General features: G+C 71.8%; 17 protein-coding genes. 9 read left to right on the plus strand and 8 right to left on the minus strand.

Annotated elements, in window-relative coordinates:
• Positions 1-23: 23 nt before the first annotated feature.
• The 3 genes from ACZ516_RS27910 to hemL form a co-directional block, all read right to left on the minus strand.
• Positions 24-1,256, minus strand: a complete 1,233-nt coding sequence (locus tag ACZ516_RS27910) for a polysaccharide deacetylase family protein (RefSeq protein ID WP_469012110.1) — start codon at positions 1,254-1,256, stop codon at positions 24-26.
• Positions 1,257-1,461: 205 nt separating this feature from the next.
• On the minus strand, positions 1,462-2,109 hold the full coding sequence (locus tag ACZ516_RS27915; protein ID WP_361082918.1) for a histidine phosphatase family protein: 648 nt from the start codon (positions 2,107-2,109) through the stop codon (positions 1,462-1,464).
• A gap of 35 nt (positions 2,110-2,144) precedes the next feature.
• Positions 2,145-3,470: a glutamate-1-semialdehyde 2,1-aminomutase gene (gene hemL / locus ACZ516_RS27920; RefSeq protein ID WP_358581051.1), complete on the minus strand. Its 1,326-nt coding sequence runs from the start codon at positions 3,468-3,470 to the stop codon at positions 2,145-2,147.
• Positions 3,471-3,804: 334 nt separating this feature from the next.
• Here hemL and ACZ516_RS27925 point away from each other — a divergent pair, with 334 nt between their 5' ends.
• Positions 3,805-4,242, plus strand: coding sequence for a hypothetical protein (locus tag ACZ516_RS27925; protein ID WP_358581112.1), 438 nt, complete (start codon positions 3,805-3,807; stop codon positions 4,240-4,242).
• A gap of 32 nt (positions 4,243-4,274) precedes the next feature.
• Here ACZ516_RS27925 and ACZ516_RS27930 read toward each other — a convergent pair whose 3' ends face one another.
• Together ACZ516_RS27930 and ACZ516_RS27935 are read right to left on the minus strand one after the other, a co-directional pair.
• A complete protein-coding gene (locus ACZ516_RS27930; protein WP_361082702.1) occupies positions 4,275-4,937 on the minus strand; it encodes a CE1759 family FMN reductase in 663 nt (220 codons plus the stop codon).
• Entirely contained in the window at positions 4,934-6,034 is a 1,101-nt protein-coding gene (locus tag ACZ516_RS27935; RefSeq protein ID WP_469012115.1) for an LLM class flavin-dependent oxidoreductase, read from the minus strand. The genes ACZ516_RS27930 and ACZ516_RS27935 overlap by 4 nt, the downstream gene beginning before the upstream one ends.
• Positions 6,035-6,162: 128 nt before the next feature.
• Between ACZ516_RS27935 and ACZ516_RS27940 the strand changes: the two genes are divergently transcribed.
• The 4 genes from ACZ516_RS27940 to ACZ516_RS27955 all read left to right on the plus strand — a co-directional run bounded on the left by ACZ516_RS27940 (position 6,163) and on the right by ACZ516_RS27955 (position 8,601).
• Entirely contained in the window at positions 6,163-6,699 is a 537-nt protein-coding gene (locus tag ACZ516_RS27940; protein WP_361082698.1) for a GNAT family N-acetyltransferase, read from the plus strand.
• Positions 6,700-7,191: 492 nt separating this feature from the next.
• Positions 7,192-7,527, plus strand: coding sequence for a YnfA family protein (locus ACZ516_RS27945; RefSeq protein ID WP_358911532.1), 336 nt, complete (start codon positions 7,192-7,194; stop codon positions 7,525-7,527).
• An 85-nt stretch (positions 7,528-7,612) separates the two neighbouring features.
• Positions 7,613-8,377 carry an SDR family oxidoreductase gene (locus ACZ516_RS27950; RefSeq protein ID WP_361082696.1) on the plus strand — a complete coding sequence of 255 codons (765 nt, stop codon included), beginning with the start codon at positions 7,613-7,615 and terminating at the stop codon, positions 8,375-8,377.
• Positions 8,377-8,601: a hypothetical protein gene (locus ACZ516_RS27955; RefSeq protein ID WP_358581029.1), complete on the plus strand. Its 225-nt coding sequence runs from the start codon at positions 8,377-8,379 to the stop codon at positions 8,599-8,601. The genes ACZ516_RS27950 and ACZ516_RS27955 overlap by 1 nt, the downstream gene beginning before the upstream one ends.
• Positions 8,602-8,672: 71 nt before the next feature.
• Here ACZ516_RS27955 and ACZ516_RS27960 read toward each other — a convergent pair whose 3' ends face one another.
• Entirely contained in the window at positions 8,673-9,866 is a 1,194-nt protein-coding gene (locus ACZ516_RS27960) for an RtcB family protein (RefSeq protein WP_358581027.1), read from the minus strand.
• 181 nt (positions 9,867-10,047) lie between these two features.
• On the opposite strand from ACZ516_RS27960, the gene ACZ516_RS27965 reads away from it, so the two are divergent.
• From ACZ516_RS27965 to ACZ516_RS27975, 3 genes are all read left to right on the plus strand, one after another.
• Positions 10,048-11,010: a DUF3558 domain-containing protein gene (locus ACZ516_RS27965; RefSeq protein WP_469012119.1), complete on the plus strand. Its 963-nt coding sequence runs from the start codon at positions 10,048-10,050 to the stop codon at positions 11,008-11,010.
• Positions 11,011-11,153: 143 nt separating this feature from the next.
• Positions 11,154-12,059, plus strand: coding sequence for a DUF3558 domain-containing protein (locus ACZ516_RS27970; protein WP_469012121.1), 906 nt, complete (start codon positions 11,154-11,156; stop codon positions 12,057-12,059).
• 145 nt (positions 12,060-12,204) lie between these two features.
• Positions 12,205-13,596, plus strand: a complete 1,392-nt coding sequence (locus tag ACZ516_RS27975; RefSeq protein ID WP_469012123.1) for a DUF2637 domain-containing protein — start codon at positions 12,205-12,207, stop codon at positions 13,594-13,596.
• A 12-nt stretch (positions 13,597-13,608) separates the two neighbouring features.
• Here ACZ516_RS27975 and ACZ516_RS27980 read toward each other — a convergent pair whose 3' ends face one another.
• Positions 13,609-15,513, minus strand: coding sequence for a trypsin-like serine peptidase (locus ACZ516_RS27980; protein WP_469012124.1), 1,905 nt, complete (start codon positions 15,511-15,513; stop codon positions 13,609-13,611).
• Positions 15,514-15,657: 144 nt separating this feature from the next.
• Here ACZ516_RS27980 and ACZ516_RS27985 point away from each other — a divergent pair, with 144 nt between their 5' ends.
• Positions 15,658-16,161 (plus strand): hypothetical protein, encoded by a 504-nt coding sequence (locus ACZ516_RS27985; protein WP_469012126.1) that lies wholly within the window; start codon positions 15,658-15,660, stop codon positions 16,159-16,161.
• Here ACZ516_RS27985 and ACZ516_RS27990 read toward each other — a convergent pair.
• Positions 16,133-16,360, minus strand: coding sequence for a hypothetical protein (locus ACZ516_RS27990; protein WP_361082683.1), 228 nt, complete (start codon positions 16,358-16,360; stop codon positions 16,133-16,135). The genes ACZ516_RS27985 and ACZ516_RS27990 overlap by 29 nt on opposite strands.
• Positions 16,361-16,464 lie beyond the last annotated feature (104 nt).

Consider the following 16,464-nt stretch of genomic DNA (forward strand, 5'->3'; position numbering starts at 1 on the left):
CCGCGGTTGCGGAAAGTCCCATTTCAGGCGGCCTTCGCGAGCCCCTTCCAGCCCCCCGCCGGCCGCTGTCCGACGTCGAGGCCCTGGAGCTCGGCGAGGACCTTCGGGTCCTGTACGTCGAGCCAGTCGACGAACTGCCGGAAGGAGACGAGGCGTACGTCCTTCTTCCCCGCGATGTGCTTCAGGGCCTCCTCGACGGCGTCCATGTAGATGCCGCCGTTCCACTCCTCGAAGTGGTTGCCGATGAAGAACGGGGCGCGGTTGCTCTCGTAGGCGCGCTTGAACCCGGATATGTAGGCGTCGGTGGCCTGCTTGCGCCAGCCCGGGTAGTTGTGGGCCGGTGCCTTCGTGGAGTTCTGCGACTGGTTGGCGAGGATGTTGTAGTCCATCGACAGGACCTCGAAGGAGTGGCCGGGGAAGGGCACCGCCTGGAGGGGCAGGTCCCAGACGCCCATCTTCTTCTGGGGCCAGCGCTGGCGGCCGCCGGGCGAGGACGCGTCGTAGCGCCAGCCGAGCTTCCTCGCGGTCGGCAGCAGGTTGTCCTGTCCGAGCAGGCAGGGCGTGCGGCCGCCGACGAGTTCCTTGTCGTAGTCGAAGGGCAGCGGCGGCAGCTCGCTCCAGCCGGTGTTCGTGCGCCACTTCTGCACAAAGGACTTGGCCTGGTCGATCTCGTCCTGCCATTGCGCGGGGGTCCACTTGGCGACCGTTCCGTTGCCCGTGCAGAAGTGCCCGTTGAAGTGCGTGCCTATTTCGTGGCCTTCGAGCCAGGCCTGCCGCACGTACTTCAGCGTGGCCTTGATGTGACCGTCGGTGAGATAACCGATGTCCGAGGCGCCGACGGCGTTGTTCGGCGGGCGGTACAGGCGCTTCTTGGATTCCGGCAGCAGGTAAAGCCCGGAGAGGAAGAACGTCATGTGCGCGTCGTGTTCCTCGGCGAGCTTCAAGAAGCGCGGGAAGAGGCCGTTGCCGACCTCGCCGGCGCCGTCCCAGGAGAAGACCACGAACTGCGGGGGCGTCTCGCCGGGCTCCAGCGGGACCGGCTTGGCGGGCTGCCTGGGCTGCTTGCCGGTGTACGCGGTCGAGCCGTCGCCGATCAGCTTGGCCGGGCGCCTGGCCTGGCCGCCCTTCCCGTTCCCGGCGTGGTCCGCCGGCCCCGCGGAATCCCCGTCGCCTCCGGAGCCGCATGCCGCGAGCCCGAGAGCGGCCGCGGTGCCGGCCCCGAGTCCGAGCATTCCCCTGCGGCTGATGTCGCGCATTCCATCCCCTTCGTCGCGCCCTTTGCGTTCCGTCCGTCCTGCCCTGTCCGGCGGGCAAGAGGAACGACCTGTTAGAGGGCGCGAAGAAGAGTGCGGTTCCTGCGTATCGCGGTTATTTGCCGCACTTTCCCCAAAAGGGACGTACAGTTGCGGTGCGATTACGCGACGTCAATGGACGACGGGCGTGGTGTTCCCGAAATGGCGGCTAGGCCCCGAACGCCTTGCTCTTGCCCTTCACCGGCTTGGCGCCCGCGAGGAGATGGGCGGGGACGAGGTCCCGGGCCGGTTCGGAGTAGCCCACGGAAACGATTTTGTCGCCGCGGTAGGTGAACGTCGTCAGCGAGGCGAGCGTGCACTGCCGCTTGCGCGGGTCGTGCCACAGCCGCCGCTTCTCCACGAAGCTGCGCACGATCCAGATGGGCAGCTGGTGGCTGACGCAGACCGCCTCGTGACCGCGGGCCGCGTCCTTCGCCGCGTCCAGCGCGCCCATCATCCGTACGACCTGCTCGACGTACGGCTCGCCCCAGGACGGCTTGAAGGGGTTGACCAGGTGCCGCCAGTTCTCGGGGTTCTTCAGGGCGCCGTCGCCGACGCCGAAGGTCTTGCCCTCGAAGACGTTCTCCGCCTCGATGAGCCGGGCGTCGGTGGCCAGTTCAAGGCCGTGCACCTTGGCGATCGGCGCGGCCGTCTCCTGGGCGCGGTCGAGCGGCGAGGCGACGACGTGGGTCACGTCGCGCCGGGCGAGGTGCTCGGCGACCCGGTCGGCCATCTGGCGGCCCAGCTCCGAGAGGTGGTAGTCGGGCAGCCGCCCGTACAGGATCCCGTCGGGGTTGTGCACCTCGCCGTGGCGCATCACATGGACGACGGTCAGTTCGTCGGCGGCGGCGCTCACGCGGTGGCCTCCGTCGCTTCCGCGGCGGCGCGCGCGGCACCCGGCAGGGCGGCGGCGATCCGCTCGATCGCCCGCTCGTCGTGGGCGGCGGACACGAACCAGGACTCGAAGGCGGAGGGCGGCAGATAGACGCCCTGCGACAGCATCGAGTGGAAGAACGCGGTGAAGCGGAAGGACTCCTGCTTCTTGGCGTCCTCGTAATCGCGCACCGGCCGGTCGGTGAAGAAGACGGAGAACATGTTGGAGGCGTTCTGCACGGTGTGCGCGACGCCCTCCTTGCCCAGCGCCTCGCTCACCAGGGAGCGCAGCCGCGCGGAGACGGAGTTCACCGTCTCGTACGCCGCGTCGTCCAGGAGCCGCAGCTGCGCGAGGCCCGCGGCGGTCGCGACGGGGTTCCCGGAGAGGGTGCCCGCCTGGTAGACGGGCCCGGCGGGGGCGAGGTGCGCCATGACGTCGGCGCGCCCGCCGAAGGCCGCGGCGGGGAAGCCGCCGCCCATGACCTTGCCGAAGGTCAACAGGTCGGGGCGGACGCCGTCGACGCCGTACCAGCCCGCCCTGGACGTGCGGAAGCCGGTCATCACCTCGTCGGAGATGTACAGCGCGCCGTTCGCCCGGCACAGGTCGGCGAGGCCCTGGTTGAAGCCCTCGCCCGGCGGTACGACGCCCATGTTGCCCGGCGAGGCCTCGGTGATGACGCAGGCGATCTGGCCCTCGTGCGCGGCGAACGCGGCGCGCACGGCGTCCAGGTCGTTGTACGGGACGACGATGGTGTCGCCGGCCTGCGCGCCGGTGACGCCCGGGGTATCGGGCAGGCCGAGGGTCGCCACGCCCGAACCGGCGGCGGCCAGCAGGGCGTCGACGTGCCCGTGGTAGCACCCGGCGAACTTGACGACCTTGGCGCGGCCGGTGAAGCCGCGGGCCAGGCGGATGGCGGACATGGTCGCCTCGGTGCCGCTGGAGACCAGCCGCACCTGCTCGACGGGCTCGACGCGGGCCACGATCTCCTCGGCGAGGGCGACCTCGCCCTCGCCGGGCGTGCCGAAGGAGGTGCCGCGCGCGACGGCCTCCTGGACGGCGGCGGTCACCTCGGGGTGGGCGTGGCCGAGGATCATCGGACCCCACGAGCACACGAGGTCGACGTACTCGCGGCCGTCGGCGTCGGTCAGGTACGGACCGGTACCGGACACCATGAAACGGGGCGTACCGCCCACAGCGCGGAACGCGCGCACGGGAGAGTTCACACCGCCGGGCGTCACGGCCGCCGCACGGTCGAAAAGAGTCTGCGAAACTGGGGCGCTATACGGGAAGCTCACACGAGCCATGGTGTCAGAGGGTGCGGACATCCTGCGGACAGGTGTTTCACTCCACGTTTTAGCGGGTGCACGTGGGGGAGGTCACTGACACGATGATCGGGTTGCGTGGCGGGGGCCGCGAGGCCTAGAAAAGACAGGGCCGTGCCGCCCTGGAAAGCAGTCGGGTGGAGATATGCATCGCGGTGGCGGACTGGGCGAGGGGACCGACGGCCTGGGTCCGCGGCGTGCCCGGCGGGGCAGGCACCGACGCGAGGCGGGGGCGCAGCCCGCGCAGGCGCCCGAGCAGGTGCGGGGCGAGTCCATCGAGTCCCGGCCGGACCGGGTGAGCAGCAGGAGTGGCGGGGTGGGGGTGACGTACAAGTACTTCGGCGCCCCGGACGGCGCGACCGCCGCCCGCGTGCCGATCTCGATGCGGCCCGAGGAACTGGGCGGCGACGAACTGGGCATGGGCGGCATGTTCACGAAGATCAAGCCGGAGACGATGGCGGCGATGGTCCTCACGGGCATCGAGGGCATACCCCTGCACAAGGTCCCCCCGCTCGAACTGGTCGTCCTGCACCCCGACTACGCCGTGGTGAAGCTCCCCATGACGGTCGTGGACCCGCTGCGCGGCGTCGGCGAGGAATCGGTGGGCGCCGCCGCGTTCATATGGTCCACGGTCCCCGACCGCGGCGGCCCCCGCGACGCCTTCAACGTCTACCGCCTCCTCCACGAATGGCAGGACTTCAGCCACCGCCTCCATGACGCGGGGCATCAGGCCTACTGCCTGGTGTGGCCCTGAGGGACGCCCGGGGGGCGGTGACCGCCCTCGCCTCACCCCGTGCGCAGGGCGGCCAGGCGCTGTTCGAAGGGGACGACCTCGAAGCCGGCGGTCGGGTCCACGGAGGTGATCGCGCCGGTGAGTGAGCGAGGGGCGATCGCCGCGGTCGTGTCGGTGTCGGGGGTGCGAGGCCGCTCGGCTCCCTCAACGGGGGCCATGAAGCGGGCCAGTTCCTCGCCGGCGCGGGTGATCCGGGCCGCGAGGCCGTCCTCGCCCCAGTCCTGTGACGCCGCGTAGACGGCGGTCGGCACGACCAGGGCCCGCAGGTAGGTGAAGAGCGGACGCAGGGCGTGTTCGGTGACCAGGGAGTGCCGCGCGGTGCCGCCGGTCGCGCCGGCCAGCACCGGCTTCCCGGTCAGGGCGTCCTTGTCGATGAGGTCGAAGAACGACTTGAACAGACCGCTGTACGAGGCCGAGAACACCGGGGTCACCGCGATCAGCCCGTCCGCGCCGGCCACCGCGTCGAGCGCCGCGGCCAGTCGGGCCGGCGGGAAGCCGGTGACCAGGTGCTGGGCGATCTCCGTGGCCAGGTCCCGCAGTTCGATCACCTCGACGTCGGCGGCGGCCCGCCGCACGGTGGCGGCGGTCAGCCGGTCGGCGAGCAGCCGGGTGGACGAGGGTTGGCTCAGCCCCGCGGACACGACGACGAGCTTCATGCGGTCACCTCTTCCTGGGGGCTGTGGTGGGCGGCGGTCACGCGGGCGGCGTGGGTGGGCGCCTCCGGGACCGAGGCGGGGCGGTTCTTGGCGAACTCCTCGCGCAGGACCGGCACGACCTCCTCGCCGAGGATGTCGAGCTGCTCCAGAACCGTCTTCAGCGGCAGCCCCGCGTGGTCCATCAGGAAGAGCTGGCGCTGGTAGTCGCCGACCGTCTCGCGGAAGGACAGGGTCCGCTCGATCACCTGCTGCGGCGAGCCAACCGTCAGCGGGGTCTGCTCGGTGAACTCCTCCAGCGAGGGCCCGTGTCCGTACACCGGGGCGTTGTCGAAGTAGGGCCGGAACTCCCGTACCGCGTCCTGGGAGTTCTTGCGCATGAACGCCTGGCCGCCGAGGCCGACGATCGCCTGCTCCTCGGTGCCGTGCCCGTAGTGGGCGTAGCGGCGCCGGTAGAGCTCGACCATCTGCCTGGTGTGCGAGGCGGGCCAGAAGATGTTGTTGTGGAAGAAGCCGTCGCCGTAGTACGCGGCCTGCTCGGCGATCTCCGGGGAGCGGATCGAGCCGTGCCACACGAAGGGCGCGACGCCGTCCAGCGGGCGGGGTGTCGAGGTGAACGACTGCAGCGGCGTACGGAACTTGCCCTTCCAGGTGACGACGTCCTCGTCCCACAGGCGGCGCAGCAGCGCGTAGTTCTCGACGGCGAGGTCGATGCCGTCGCGGATGTCCTTGCCGAACCACGGATAGACGGGGCCAGTGTTGCCGCGCCCCATCATCAGGTCGACGCGGCCGTCCGCGAGGTGCTGGAGCATCGCGAAGTCCTCGGCGATCTTCACCGGGTCGTTGGTGGTGATGAGGGTCGTGGAGGTGGACAGGACGAGCCGCTCGGTGCGGGCGGCGATGTAGCCGAGCATGGTCGTCGGGGACGAGGGGACGAACGGCGGGTTGTGGTGCTCGCCGGTCGCGAAGACGTCGAGGCCGACCTCCTCGGCCTTGAGAGCGATCGCCACCATGGCCTTGATCCGCTCGGCCTCGCTGGGCGCGCACCCGGTGGTCGGGTCGACCGTGACGTCACCGACGCTGAAGATTCCGAACTGCATGGCTGGCTCACCCTTCGCAGGTTGTTGATGCTTCAACTATACCCACAGAACGAGGGCACGGCCCCGCCTATTCCCCCCTCGGTGCCGACGCCGGGGCCGCTGTCAGACCCCACCCCTACCGTGAGGCCATGGAGAGATCACAGCGGTCGGACCTGCGCCTCGCACCCTGGTCGGAGGAGGGCGGCCCCGCGCTGCTCGCCCGGTTCAACACCCCCGAGATGACGGCGCACCTGGGCGGCCCCGAGACCCCGGAGAAGCTGGCGGAGCGGCACCTTCGCTATCTCCGCCTCGACGACAAGGGGCGGATGTTCCGCATCACGCTGGACGGCGAGACGGCCGGCTCGATCGGGTACTGGGAGACGACCTGGCAGGGCGAGACGGTCTGGGAGACCGGCTGGGGCGTCCTGCCGGAGTTCCAGGGCAGGGGCGTCGCGGCGGACGCGGCCCGCCTGATCATCCGCGAGGCGAGAGCGGCGGACCGCCACGCCTTCCTGCACGCGTTCCCCGCGACGGACAACGGCGCGTCCAACGGGGTCTGCCGCAAGGCGGGCTTCACCCTGCGGGGCGAGGCGCTGATCGAATACCCGAAGGGCCGATGGCACCCCTGCAACGACTGGCGGTACGCCTTGAACACCGGGGACGCGGCACCCCGCGCCGGGGGCTGAGGGGCGGCACGCCTTGGTGTCTTTGGGGGCTGGGCTGGCGGCACGCCTTGGTGTCTTTGGGGGCTGGCTGGTGGTGCTCCCGGTCATCCGGGGTGCGGTGGCCGGCCCGGGTGGCCGGCGGCACGCCTTGGCACCGGGGCGCGGGGGCCGCCCCAGGCCACTGGCCGCACTCCCTGGTGCGGGGGTAGCGGCGCCCGCCCCGGGTAATGGGTGGTGCGCCTGGATGTCCGGGGGTGCGGTGGCCGCATGCCTTGACGCGGGGGCGCGGTAGCCGCCCCCGGTGCGGCACGCCTGGAGATCCGGGGCGTGTGGGCCGCCCCAGGCGACTAGCAGCGCGCCCTCACGCGGAGGGGTGCGGCAACCGCCCCAGGTGACCGGCGGCACGCCTTGGCGCCGGAGACGCGGTGGCCGCCCCGGGCGCGCGGGACACGGTGGCCGGCCCGGGGCATGAGGGGCGCGGGGGGCGGGTCGAGGGCGTGGCACGCTGGCGGCATGTGGAACGTCCGGTCCGTCGTCCTCTTCGTGCTCGCCGCCCTCTTCGAGATCGGCGGGGCCTGGCTCGTCTGGCAGGGCGTGCGCGAGCACCGCGGCTGGGCGTGGATCGGCGCCGGCGTCCTCGCGCTCGGCGTCTACGGCTTCGTGGCCACGCTCCAGCCCGACGCCGAGTTCGGCCGCGTCCTCGCCGCGTACGGCGGGGTCTTCGTCGCGGGGTCGATCGCCTGGGGCATGGCGGCGGACGGCTACCGGCCCGACCGGTGGGACGTCACCGGCGCGCTCATCTGCCTCGCCGGCATGGCCGTGATCATGTACGCGCCGCGTGGCCGCTGAGGCGCCGACCTATCCTGGCTCACGGCACGGGCCAACCCCATGGCCACCGGCCCCCTTTGACCTCTCCCAGCCCAAGGAGCGCACCATGACCGCCGCAGCCAAGCGCATCGCGATCGTCACCGGCGCCAGCAGCGGCATCGGCGCCGCCACCGCCCGCGGCCTGGCCGCCGCCGGCTACCGCGTCGTCCTGACCGCGCGCCGCAAGGACCGCATCGAGGCGCTCGCCGCCGAGCTGACCGACGCCGGGCACGACGCGATGGCGTACGCGCTCGACATCACCGACCGCGCGGCGGTGGACACGTTCGCGACCGCCTTCAAGAAGGTCGCGGTCCTGGTGAACAACGCGGGCGGCGCGCTCGGCGCGGACACCGTCGCCGCGGGCGACCCGGCCGACTGGCGCCGGATGTACGAGACGAACGTCATCGGCACGCTGAACGTCACGCAGGCCCTGCTGCCCGCGCTCACCGCCAGCGGCGACGGCACGGTCGTCGTCCTGTCCTCCACGGCGGGCCACGGCACCTACGAGGGCGGCGGCGGCTACGTGGCCGCCAAACACGCCGAGCACGTCCTCGCCGAGACCCTCCGCCTGGAGATCGTCGGCACCCCGGTCCGCGTCATCGAGGTCGCGCCCGGCATGGTCAAGACGGACGAGTTCGCGCTGACCCGCTTCGGCGGCGACGCCGAGCGGGCCGAGAAGGTCTACGCGGGCGTCGCCGAGCCGCTCACCGCCGAGGACGTGGCCGACACGATCACCTGGGCGGTCACCCGCCCGCCGCACGTCAACATCGACCTCCTGGTGGTCCGCCCCCGCGCCCAGGCCTCCAACACCAAGATCCACCGGGAGCTGTGATGCCGGACGCGTCCGACGCCCACACCGCCGCCGCACGCCGGGCCACCGAGGCCCTGCAGGCGTACGCCCTCTCCGAGGAGGGCTGGCGCGACAGTCCCCGCGAGACGCTCCAGCGCGTCCTCGCGGACCTGCTGCACTGGTGCGACGACACCCAGCGCGACTTCGACACGGCACTGGCCGCGGCCCGCGAACGCCACGCGGCCGAACGCGCCGAACGCCCCTGAAGGTCGCCGGCCGCCCCTGACGGTCCAGGCACCCGGGCGCACGGGCGCCGGCCCACCCGCGCCCGGGGCCGTCAGCCCTTCACGCAGACGACCTGCTTCAGCTTCGCCACCACCTCGACGAGGTCCCGCTGCTGGTCGATGACCTGCTCGATCGGCTTGTACGCGGCCGGGATCTCGTCCACGACGCCCGCGTCCTTGCGGCACTCGACGCCCCGCGTCTGCTCCTCCAGGTCCCGCGTGGAGAAGCGCCGCTTGGCCGCGTTCCGGCTCATGCGGCGGCCGGCGCCGTGCGAGGCGGAGTTGAAGGACGCCTCGTTGCCGAGGCCCTTCACGATGTACGAGCCCGTGCCCATGGAGCCGGGGATGATCCCGAAGTCGCCGCTGCCCGCGCGGATCGCGCCCTTGCGGGTGACGAGCAGATCCATGCCGTCGTACCGCTCCTCGCTGACGTAGTTGTGGTGGCAGGAGATCTCCTGACCGAACACCGGCTTCGCCTTCTTGAACTCCTTGCGGATCACGTCCTTGAAGAGCGCCATCATGATCGCGCGGTTGTACTTCGCGTACTCCTGCGCCCAGTAGAGGTCGTTCCGGTAGGCGGCCATCTGCGGGGTGTCCGCGACGAAGACCGCCAGGTCACGGTCGATGATCCCCTGGTTGTGCGGGAGCCCCTGGGCCACCCCGATGTGGTGGTCGGCCAGCTCCTTGCCGATGTTGCGCGAACCGGAGTGCAGCATGAGCCAGACCGCACCGTCCTCGTCGATGTTCACTTCCGCGAAGTGATTGCCCGAGCCGAGCGTCCCCATCTGCTTGGTGGCGCGCTCCTCGCGGAACCGCACCGCCCGCGCGACCCCGGCGAACCGCCCCCAGAAGTCGTCCCAGCCGGCGGTCGCCATGCCGTGGAAGCGCCCAGGGTCCACGGGGTCGTCGTGCATCGCGCGGCCCACCGGGATCGCCTGCTCGATCCTCGACCGCAGCCGCGACAGATCGCCCGGCAGGTCGTTGACCGTCAGCGACGTCCTGACCGCTGACATCCCGCAGCCGATGTCGACGCCGACCGCCGCCGGGCACACCGCGCCCCGCATCGCGATCACCGAGCCGACCGTCGCGCCCTTGCCGAAGTGGACGTCCGGCATGACGGCCAGGCCCTTGATCCACGGCAGCGTCGCCACGTTCTGGAGCTGCCGCATCGCGGACTCCTCGACCGACGCCGGGTCGGCCCACATCCGGATCGGCACCTTCGCCCCGGACACCTCTACGTAAGACATTTCGCCCTCTTTCCCCCGTAATCCACTACAAGCCCTGAAGTGCGTGAAGCGCAAATACCGGAGCCGAGGTCGACGAAAAGGGGGACGGACCGGCATCCACGGCAGCGCGTGCGATAGACATTGTGTCCACCGGTCGCCCGTCAGCGGCAACCGAATATCCCCTATGAGAGGAGCCATCACGGTGCAGCGGAAGGTCCACGCACCCGGCGTCGCCGCGCTCCTCGCGGCGCTGCTCGTCGGCTGCACCTCCGGCTCCGGTGGCGACGGCGCCTCCGACGACTCCAAGCCCGGCGACACCGGCAGCTCCGCCGCTCCCGCCGAGCCCGGCAGGTACCGCACGCTCCCGGAGCCCTGCGGCGAGGTCGACCCCGGCACCCTCGACGCGATGCTGCCCGGCATCAAGGAGCTGACCGACACCGAGCAGCGCGAGAAGGCGTACGAGGGCACGCCCATGGTCACGTACGACACCGACCGGCGGGTGGGCTGCCGCTGGAAGGTCGAGTCCGCCGGCGCCTCGCACCACCTCCTCGTCGACTTCGAGCGGGTCGTCTCCTTCGACGGCGCGGTCAGCGACGACGACCGCGCCGCGGAGGTCTACGCGACCAAGCTGCGCGAGGCGGGCCTGTCGGCGCCCCCCAGCTCCGGGACTCAGGACGAGGGCGACGGCGGGGACGGCGAGAGTCCCGACTCCTCCCCCTCGAAGGGATCCGGCGACGCCGAGAAGACGGCGGCGGGCGACAAGGCGGGGGGCGACAAGGCCCAGGGCGGGAAGAGCGACAAGAGCAAGAGCCCGGACGACGACGGCAAGGGCACGGGGGACGACAAGGGCAAGCCGGACGGCGACGGCGAGAAGGACGAGGGCGCGGACGACGCCGCCACCCGGCCCACCACCCCGCCCGCCGGCCTGGAACCGCGCACCCTGGACGACCTCGGCGACGAGGCCTTCCTGGACGACGCCCTCACCACCGCCGCTTCGGCCACCCGTCACCGCACCGTGACTGTGGTGTTCCGCACGTCGAACGTCATCGTGACCATCGAGTACGACGAGCAGCCCGGCCGGCGCACCGACGTCCCCGACAGCAAGGAAATGCAGGACAAGACGCGGGAACTGGCCGACGGGCTCGCCGACGCGTTCGACGAGTAGCGGGCGGACCCGGCGGGCGAGCACGGCGGCCGGGCCCCCCGGAAGCGAGCCGCCCGTCGCCCCGTACGCGTACCGTGGCCCCTCGGACCCGACGACGTCACGAGACGAACCGGACGTCACGAGACGAACTGAGTGAAGGAACCATGCACCGACCTGCACAGCGACAGCGCCAGCGTCTGAGCCGCATCCTCGTCAGCGCGGCCGCCGTACCGGTGATCCTCGTCGCCTCCGGCTGCTCCTCCGATTCCGACTCCGGCTCCGAGGGGGCCAAGAAGGACACGGGCGCCAAGGCCTCGGCCTCCCACAAGAGCGCGGACAAGCCCCCGTCCGTGGAGAAGGCCGCGTACGCCAAGCTCCCCGAGCCCTGCGACGTCCTGTCGAAGAAGACCTTGCAGGAGCTGGTCCCGCAGGCCAAGGACAAGGGCAAGGCGGGCACGTCCACGGACACGGCGCTGCGCGGCAGCTGCTCCTGGGACAGCCTCGACAACAACGGCGTGGACGGCTCGCAGTTCCGCTGGCTGCGCGTGTCGCTGATGCGCTTCGAGTCGGACCCCTCCCTGGGCAGCGGCGCCAAGCGCGCGCAGGACAACTTCGCCAAGCAGGTCGCCGACGCGCAGGCGACCAAGGACGCGAAGGGCGTCAAGGCGGAGCCGGTGCAGGGCGTCGGCGACCAGGCGACGCTGGTGCGCTACGACCTGAAGAAGGACAAGGACACCTTCAAGCAGCAGACGTTCGTGACGCGCGTGGAGAACGCGGTCGTCACGGTCGACTACAACGGCGCGGGTCTCGCGGGCGACAAGTCCCCCGACGCCGGTGACCTGTCGAAGGCCGCGCAGAAGGCGGCGAAGGAGGCCGCGGCGGCGGTCGTCTCCGCCAATGAGGGCGGCGGCAAGGCGCCCGCCGACTCCGACGAGAAGCCGAAGAAGGACGACGACCCGAAGAAGGACGACCCGAAGAAGGACGACGCCAAGCAGGACGACGCCAAGAAGGACTCCGCGAAGTCCGACGACGGCAAGTCCGGCACCACCAAGGCCAAGTCGAAGTCCTGAACACGCCCGTCAGACACAGCAGTTGAAGGAGCCTGGCCCGAAACGGCCGGGCTCCCGGCGTACCGGCCGACCGACCCTCCGTACACGTGTGCCAGGCTATCGATCGCAACAAGCCGACACAGGCCGAACAGGGAGGGGTTCGCGGGTGGCCGCGATGCAGCTGACACGCACGCACCGGATACTCATCGGGGTGGTCGTCGCCGGTGCGGTCGTCATCGCCGGGATCGGCTTCGCGGGGTCGTACGCGGCGGTGCGCGAACTCGCCGAGAAGAAGGGCTTCGGCGACTTCTCGGCGGTCTTCCCGATCGGCATCGACGCGGGCATCTGCGTGCTGCTCGCCCTGGATCTCCTGCTGACGTGGATCCGCATCCCCTTCCCGCTGCTGCGCCAGACCGCGTGGCTGCTCACGGCGGCGACGATCGCCTTCAACGGCGCGGCGGCCTGGCCCGACCCGCTCGGCACCGGCATGCACGCGGTGATCCCGGTGCTCTTCGTGGTCGCGGTCGAGGCGGCCCGGCACGCGGTCGGCCGCATCGCCGACATCACCGCCGACAAGCACATGGAGGGCGTGCGGATCACGCGGTGGCTGCTCTCGCCGCTGCCGACGTTCCTGCTCTGGCGCCGGATGAAGCTGTGGGAGCTGCGCTCCTACGACCAGGTGATCAAGTTGGAGCAGGAACGTCTCGTCTACCAGGCCCGGCTGCGCTCCCGCTTCGGCCGTGCCTGGCGCCGCAAGGCGCCGGTGGAGTCCCTGATGCCGCTGCGCCTGGCCCGCTACGGCGTCCCCCTCGCCGAGACCGCCCCCGCCGGGCTGGCCGCCGCCGGCATCGAGCCCGCCCTGCTGCCCCCGGTCCCCGCGACGTCCCCGCAGCAGCCGGAACTCCCCCGGGCCCGGGACCCCCACCACGACTCCGGGCCCCGGGACGAACAGCCGCAGCCGCAGCACGCCCCGCGCCCCCACCCGGAGACCGGACCCGGACCCGGACCCGAGCCCGAGCCCGAGCCGGAAATCCTGCCGCACGAGAGCCCGTGGTTCGCCCGGCACCCCGCGTCGTACGCCCCCGAGGAGCCGTACGACCAGTGGTACGAGGAGCAGGCGCCCTACGACGACGGGCAGCACGCCGACCAGCGCGTCGCGGAGCCGGAGCAGGGGCGGGAGCCGGGGTCGGGGCCTGGGTCGGAGCGAGAGCCGGGGCGCGCGCCCGGACCGCAATCCCAGCCGCAGCCGCAGGCCCAGGCCCAGGTCCAGCCCCAACCGCAGCCCCAGCAGCCCGAGTCCGAGGCCGCCCCCGACATCCCCGGCCTGCCCGAGGACGTGACCCGCGAGGAGGCGTACTTCGCGGCGTTCCGCAAGTACGTCAGCGAGCACGGCGAGTACCCCAACGCCCGCCAGTTCGGCCTGTACCTGATGGACCTGTACGGGGTGACGGGCCAGGCGGGCGGACCGCTCACGGAGAGCACCCTCCGCCCGTACCTGCACGACTTCCGCGGCCGCTACCAGCAGGACCTGGACGCGGAGGCGGAGTACATCGCGTGACCCCGGGGCGGGTCAGGGCACCTTCGGCGGGACCAGGCCGACCTCGCGGCCGAGCTTCGTCGTCGTATCGGCGTAGAGGCTGACCTCGCCGTCGCTCCAGCGCACGATCAGGTCGTCGGGACGGCCGCCCCCGGTGTAGGCGCCCGCCGTCATCACCTTGGCGTTCTTCCACAGGGCGCCGGGCGCTCCCATGCGGGTCCTGGTGCCGGTGCCGGCCGTGCTGACGTCCTTGTGGACGGTGCGTTCGCCGTCGCTCCAGCGGACGAGGAGGTCCCACAGGCCGGTGCCGGTGAAGTCGCCGCCGGTCAGCAGGGCGGTGCGCTGCCAGGTGGCGTCGGGCTTCTGGAGCCGCGTCTTCTTCCTGAAGCCGCGCACGTCCACGTCGCTGTAGAGGCTGACCTCGCCGTCGGCCCAGCGCACGACGACGTCGTCGCTCTTCTCGCCGGCGCCGAAGCGGCCCGCGGTGAGCTGGGCGGCCTTCTTCCACGCGGACCCGGCGGCGGCCAGCCTGGTCTCCTTGCCGAGCCCCGCGGCGGACACGTCCTGGTACAGCGTGACCTCGCCGTCGGACCAGCGCACCAGCAGGTCGGAGAGGTCCGTCCCCGCGAAGTCGCCGCCCGTGACGTCGGTGGCGTGCTTCCAGGTGGCGTTGGGCTTCACCAGGCGCCGCTCGGCGGTGAACCCGCCCTTCCCGTCGCCGGGGTGGAGGGTGACCTCGCCGTCGGCCCACACCACGAGCAGGTCGGCCCCGCCGCCCCCGGTGTACTCGCCGGTGGCCAGCCGCTTGGCGTACTGCCAGGTCTCGCCGGTGCCGAGGGTGGGCGGCAGCGGGGGCCGCTCGACCACGGCGACGTCCCCCACGGCGTCGTCGTAGAGCCTGAAGACCTCGTCGTCGTAGTACGGCGCGTAGGAGACGGCGTCGGTGGCCCCGCCGCCGCCGACCCCGCCGAGGTTGCCTACGACCTGGCCGGTCCCGGTCCGCTCGTCGTAGTTCATCAGCCAGGGGCTGCCGGAGGTGCCGCCGTAGAACCCGCGGCACGCCATGCGCAGTTGCTTGTAGCCGGGCAGCCGGGCCGTCTTCACCCGGCACTTGATCGCCTGGTCCTTGGGGGCGTTCCGCGCCGAGGGGTAGCCGATGACGGTGACCGGCACCTGGTAACCGGGCGTCCTGGTCAGCGTGTTGGCGCCGGTGACCTCCTCGACCTGACGGCCGCGCCGGTCGGCCTTGACGGTCGCGAACGCGAAGTCGAGGTCCGAGCCGGGGCCCCGGTCGGTGTGCCGCGGGTCCCGGAAGACCCGGTCGACGGCCCATATGCCGTTCGGCTGCCGGGCCGGGGACTTGCCGGTGCGGTACTGGGGCACGAAGGCGTACTTGTTGCCGTTGCCGCAGTGCGCGGCGGTGAGGACGAGGTTGCCCTTGGGGCTGTGCACCACGCTGGCCGTGCAGTTGTGCGTGGCCATGTCCCTGTCCACGAAGTAGAGGACGCCGATGGTCTTGGCGCCCTCGGGGTACGTCTCGGCGCGCAGCGCCCCGCGCGCGACGGCCCCGCGCCGCACGGAGGCCTCCCGCCCGGCCGGCCCCTCGGCCGTCTGCCGCCCCGCCGCCCCCTCGGCCTTCGGGACCGTCCGCCCCGTCGCCCCCTCGGGCGGTGTCGCGGATTCCATGCGCTCGGCGGTCCAGAACCGCTCCGCGGCCGGCGCCCCCCATTGCGCGCCGCTCTTTTCCGGAACGGCCTTCTTCCGGCCCGGCGCGTCTTCGTTCTCGTCGCCCTTTGTCGGGCTCGGCGCGGGCGTGTCCTCGTACGTCGATTCCGGCGCGGCGGGCGCCGCGGCGAAAGCGGTGGCCGTCACCGAGGTGGCGAGCAATCCGCCGCCTATCCCCATGGCGAGGGCCCGGGCCCAACGGGAAATGCCCACAACTGCCTTTCTGCCGGCGCACCCATGGTCGGCGGGTGGCCGGACTCCCCCTGGTTAAGATCGCAAAGAACGGACCCAGCGAACCGGAAAACAAACTCCGGCGGCCGAACCCGAGGACTGCACCTTATGCCACGTAAACCCGCCGTGATCGCTGGAGTGTTCGCCCTCGCCCTTTCACTGACGGCAATTCCTGGCGCCGCGGCCCAGTCGGGCGGAACGGGCGAACTCCACGTCGCACCCGGCTCGGTGGCCCCCGGGCAGAGCGTCACGCTGTCCGTCCTGAACCCGGAGCTGATGGACCAGATGGACGACGCGCATCGCGTGACCGTCCACTCCGACGCCTTCGCCGGGCCGGTACGGCTCGCCCCTTCGGGCAAGGTCTCCTGGCGGGGCCGGGCCACCGTCCGCTGCGACGCGGAACCGGGCGCGTACACCCTGCGCTTCGACCGGCCGGTCCCCCCGGACGAGGCGAGGACGAACGGCAGGGTGAAGGTCGTGGCGGACGCCGGGTCGGACCCACGCCCCGAGTGCGCCGCCGAGGCCGAGGGCGGCGACTGGTCGCCGGTGACCGTCACCATCAGCGCGGCCGCCCTGGCGGCCCTGGCCACGCTCGCCTTCGTCACCTTGCGCCGGCGGCGCCGCTCCTAGCACGCGCCCGGACCTTGCCCAGCTCCCCGTAGACGGCGAGAGCGGCGCCGACGGCGAAGAGCACCACGTACAGGGGAGTGGGGATGTCCCACCACTTGTGCAGCAGCCCCCAGGGGCCGTCCCCGAAGAGGCGGCCCGCGGCGCCGAGGCCGCCCTGGATTCCCACGACCCATCCGACGATGGCGATGATTTCCTTCATGCGTCCACGATCTCGGGCGGATCACCCGGGGACGTCCTGCCTGGGGTGGAAACGGCGGTCACCCGAAAGATGCAGACACACGGCGGGGCGGGCGGGACCTGGAG

Source organism: Streptomyces sp. NPDC034037, from assembly GCF_055575715.1.

Coding starts and splice junctions, on each gene's coding strand:
- ACZ516_RS27955 (WP_358581029.1), top strand. CDS start 8,377: ATGCCGGACGCGTCCGACGCCCACACCGCCGCCGCACGCCGGGCCACC.
- ACZ516_RS27990 (WP_361082683.1), bottom strand. CDS start 16,360: ATGAAGGAAATCATCGCCATCGTCGGATGGGTCGTGGGAATCCAGGGC.
- ACZ516_RS27940 (WP_361082698.1), top strand. CDS start 6,163: ATGGAGAGATCACAGCGGTCGGACCTGCGCCTCGCACCCTGGTCGGAG.
- ACZ516_RS27915 (WP_361082918.1), bottom strand. CDS start 2,109: ATGCGCCACGGCGAGGTGCACAACCCCGACGGGATCCTGTACGGGCGG.
- ACZ516_RS27930 (WP_361082702.1), bottom strand. CDS start 4,937: ATGAAGCTCGTCGTCGTGTCCGCGGGGCTGAGCCAACCCTCGTCCACC.
- ACZ516_RS27910 (WP_469012110.1), bottom strand. CDS start 1,256: ATGCGCGACATCAGCCGCAGGGGAATGCTCGGACTCGGGGCCGGCACC.
- ACZ516_RS27970 (WP_469012121.1), top strand. CDS start 11,154: ATGCACCGACCTGCACAGCGACAGCGCCAGCGTCTGAGCCGCATCCTC.
- ACZ516_RS27960 (WP_358581027.1), bottom strand. CDS start 9,866: ATGTCTTACGTAGAGGTGTCCGGGGCGAAGGTGCCGATCCGGATGTGG.
- ACZ516_RS27950 (WP_361082696.1), top strand. CDS start 7,613: ATGACCGCCGCAGCCAAGCGCATCGCGATCGTCACCGGCGCCAGCAGC.
- ACZ516_RS27945 (WP_358911532.1), top strand. CDS start 7,192: ATGTGGAACGTCCGGTCCGTCGTCCTCTTCGTGCTCGCCGCCCTCTTC.
- hemL (WP_358581051.1), bottom strand. CDS start 3,470: ATGGCTCGTGTGAGCTTCCCGTATAGCGCCCCAGTTTCGCAGACTCTT.
- ACZ516_RS27935 (WP_469012115.1), bottom strand. CDS start 6,034: ATGCAGTTCGGAATCTTCAGCGTCGGTGACGTCACGGTCGACCCGACC.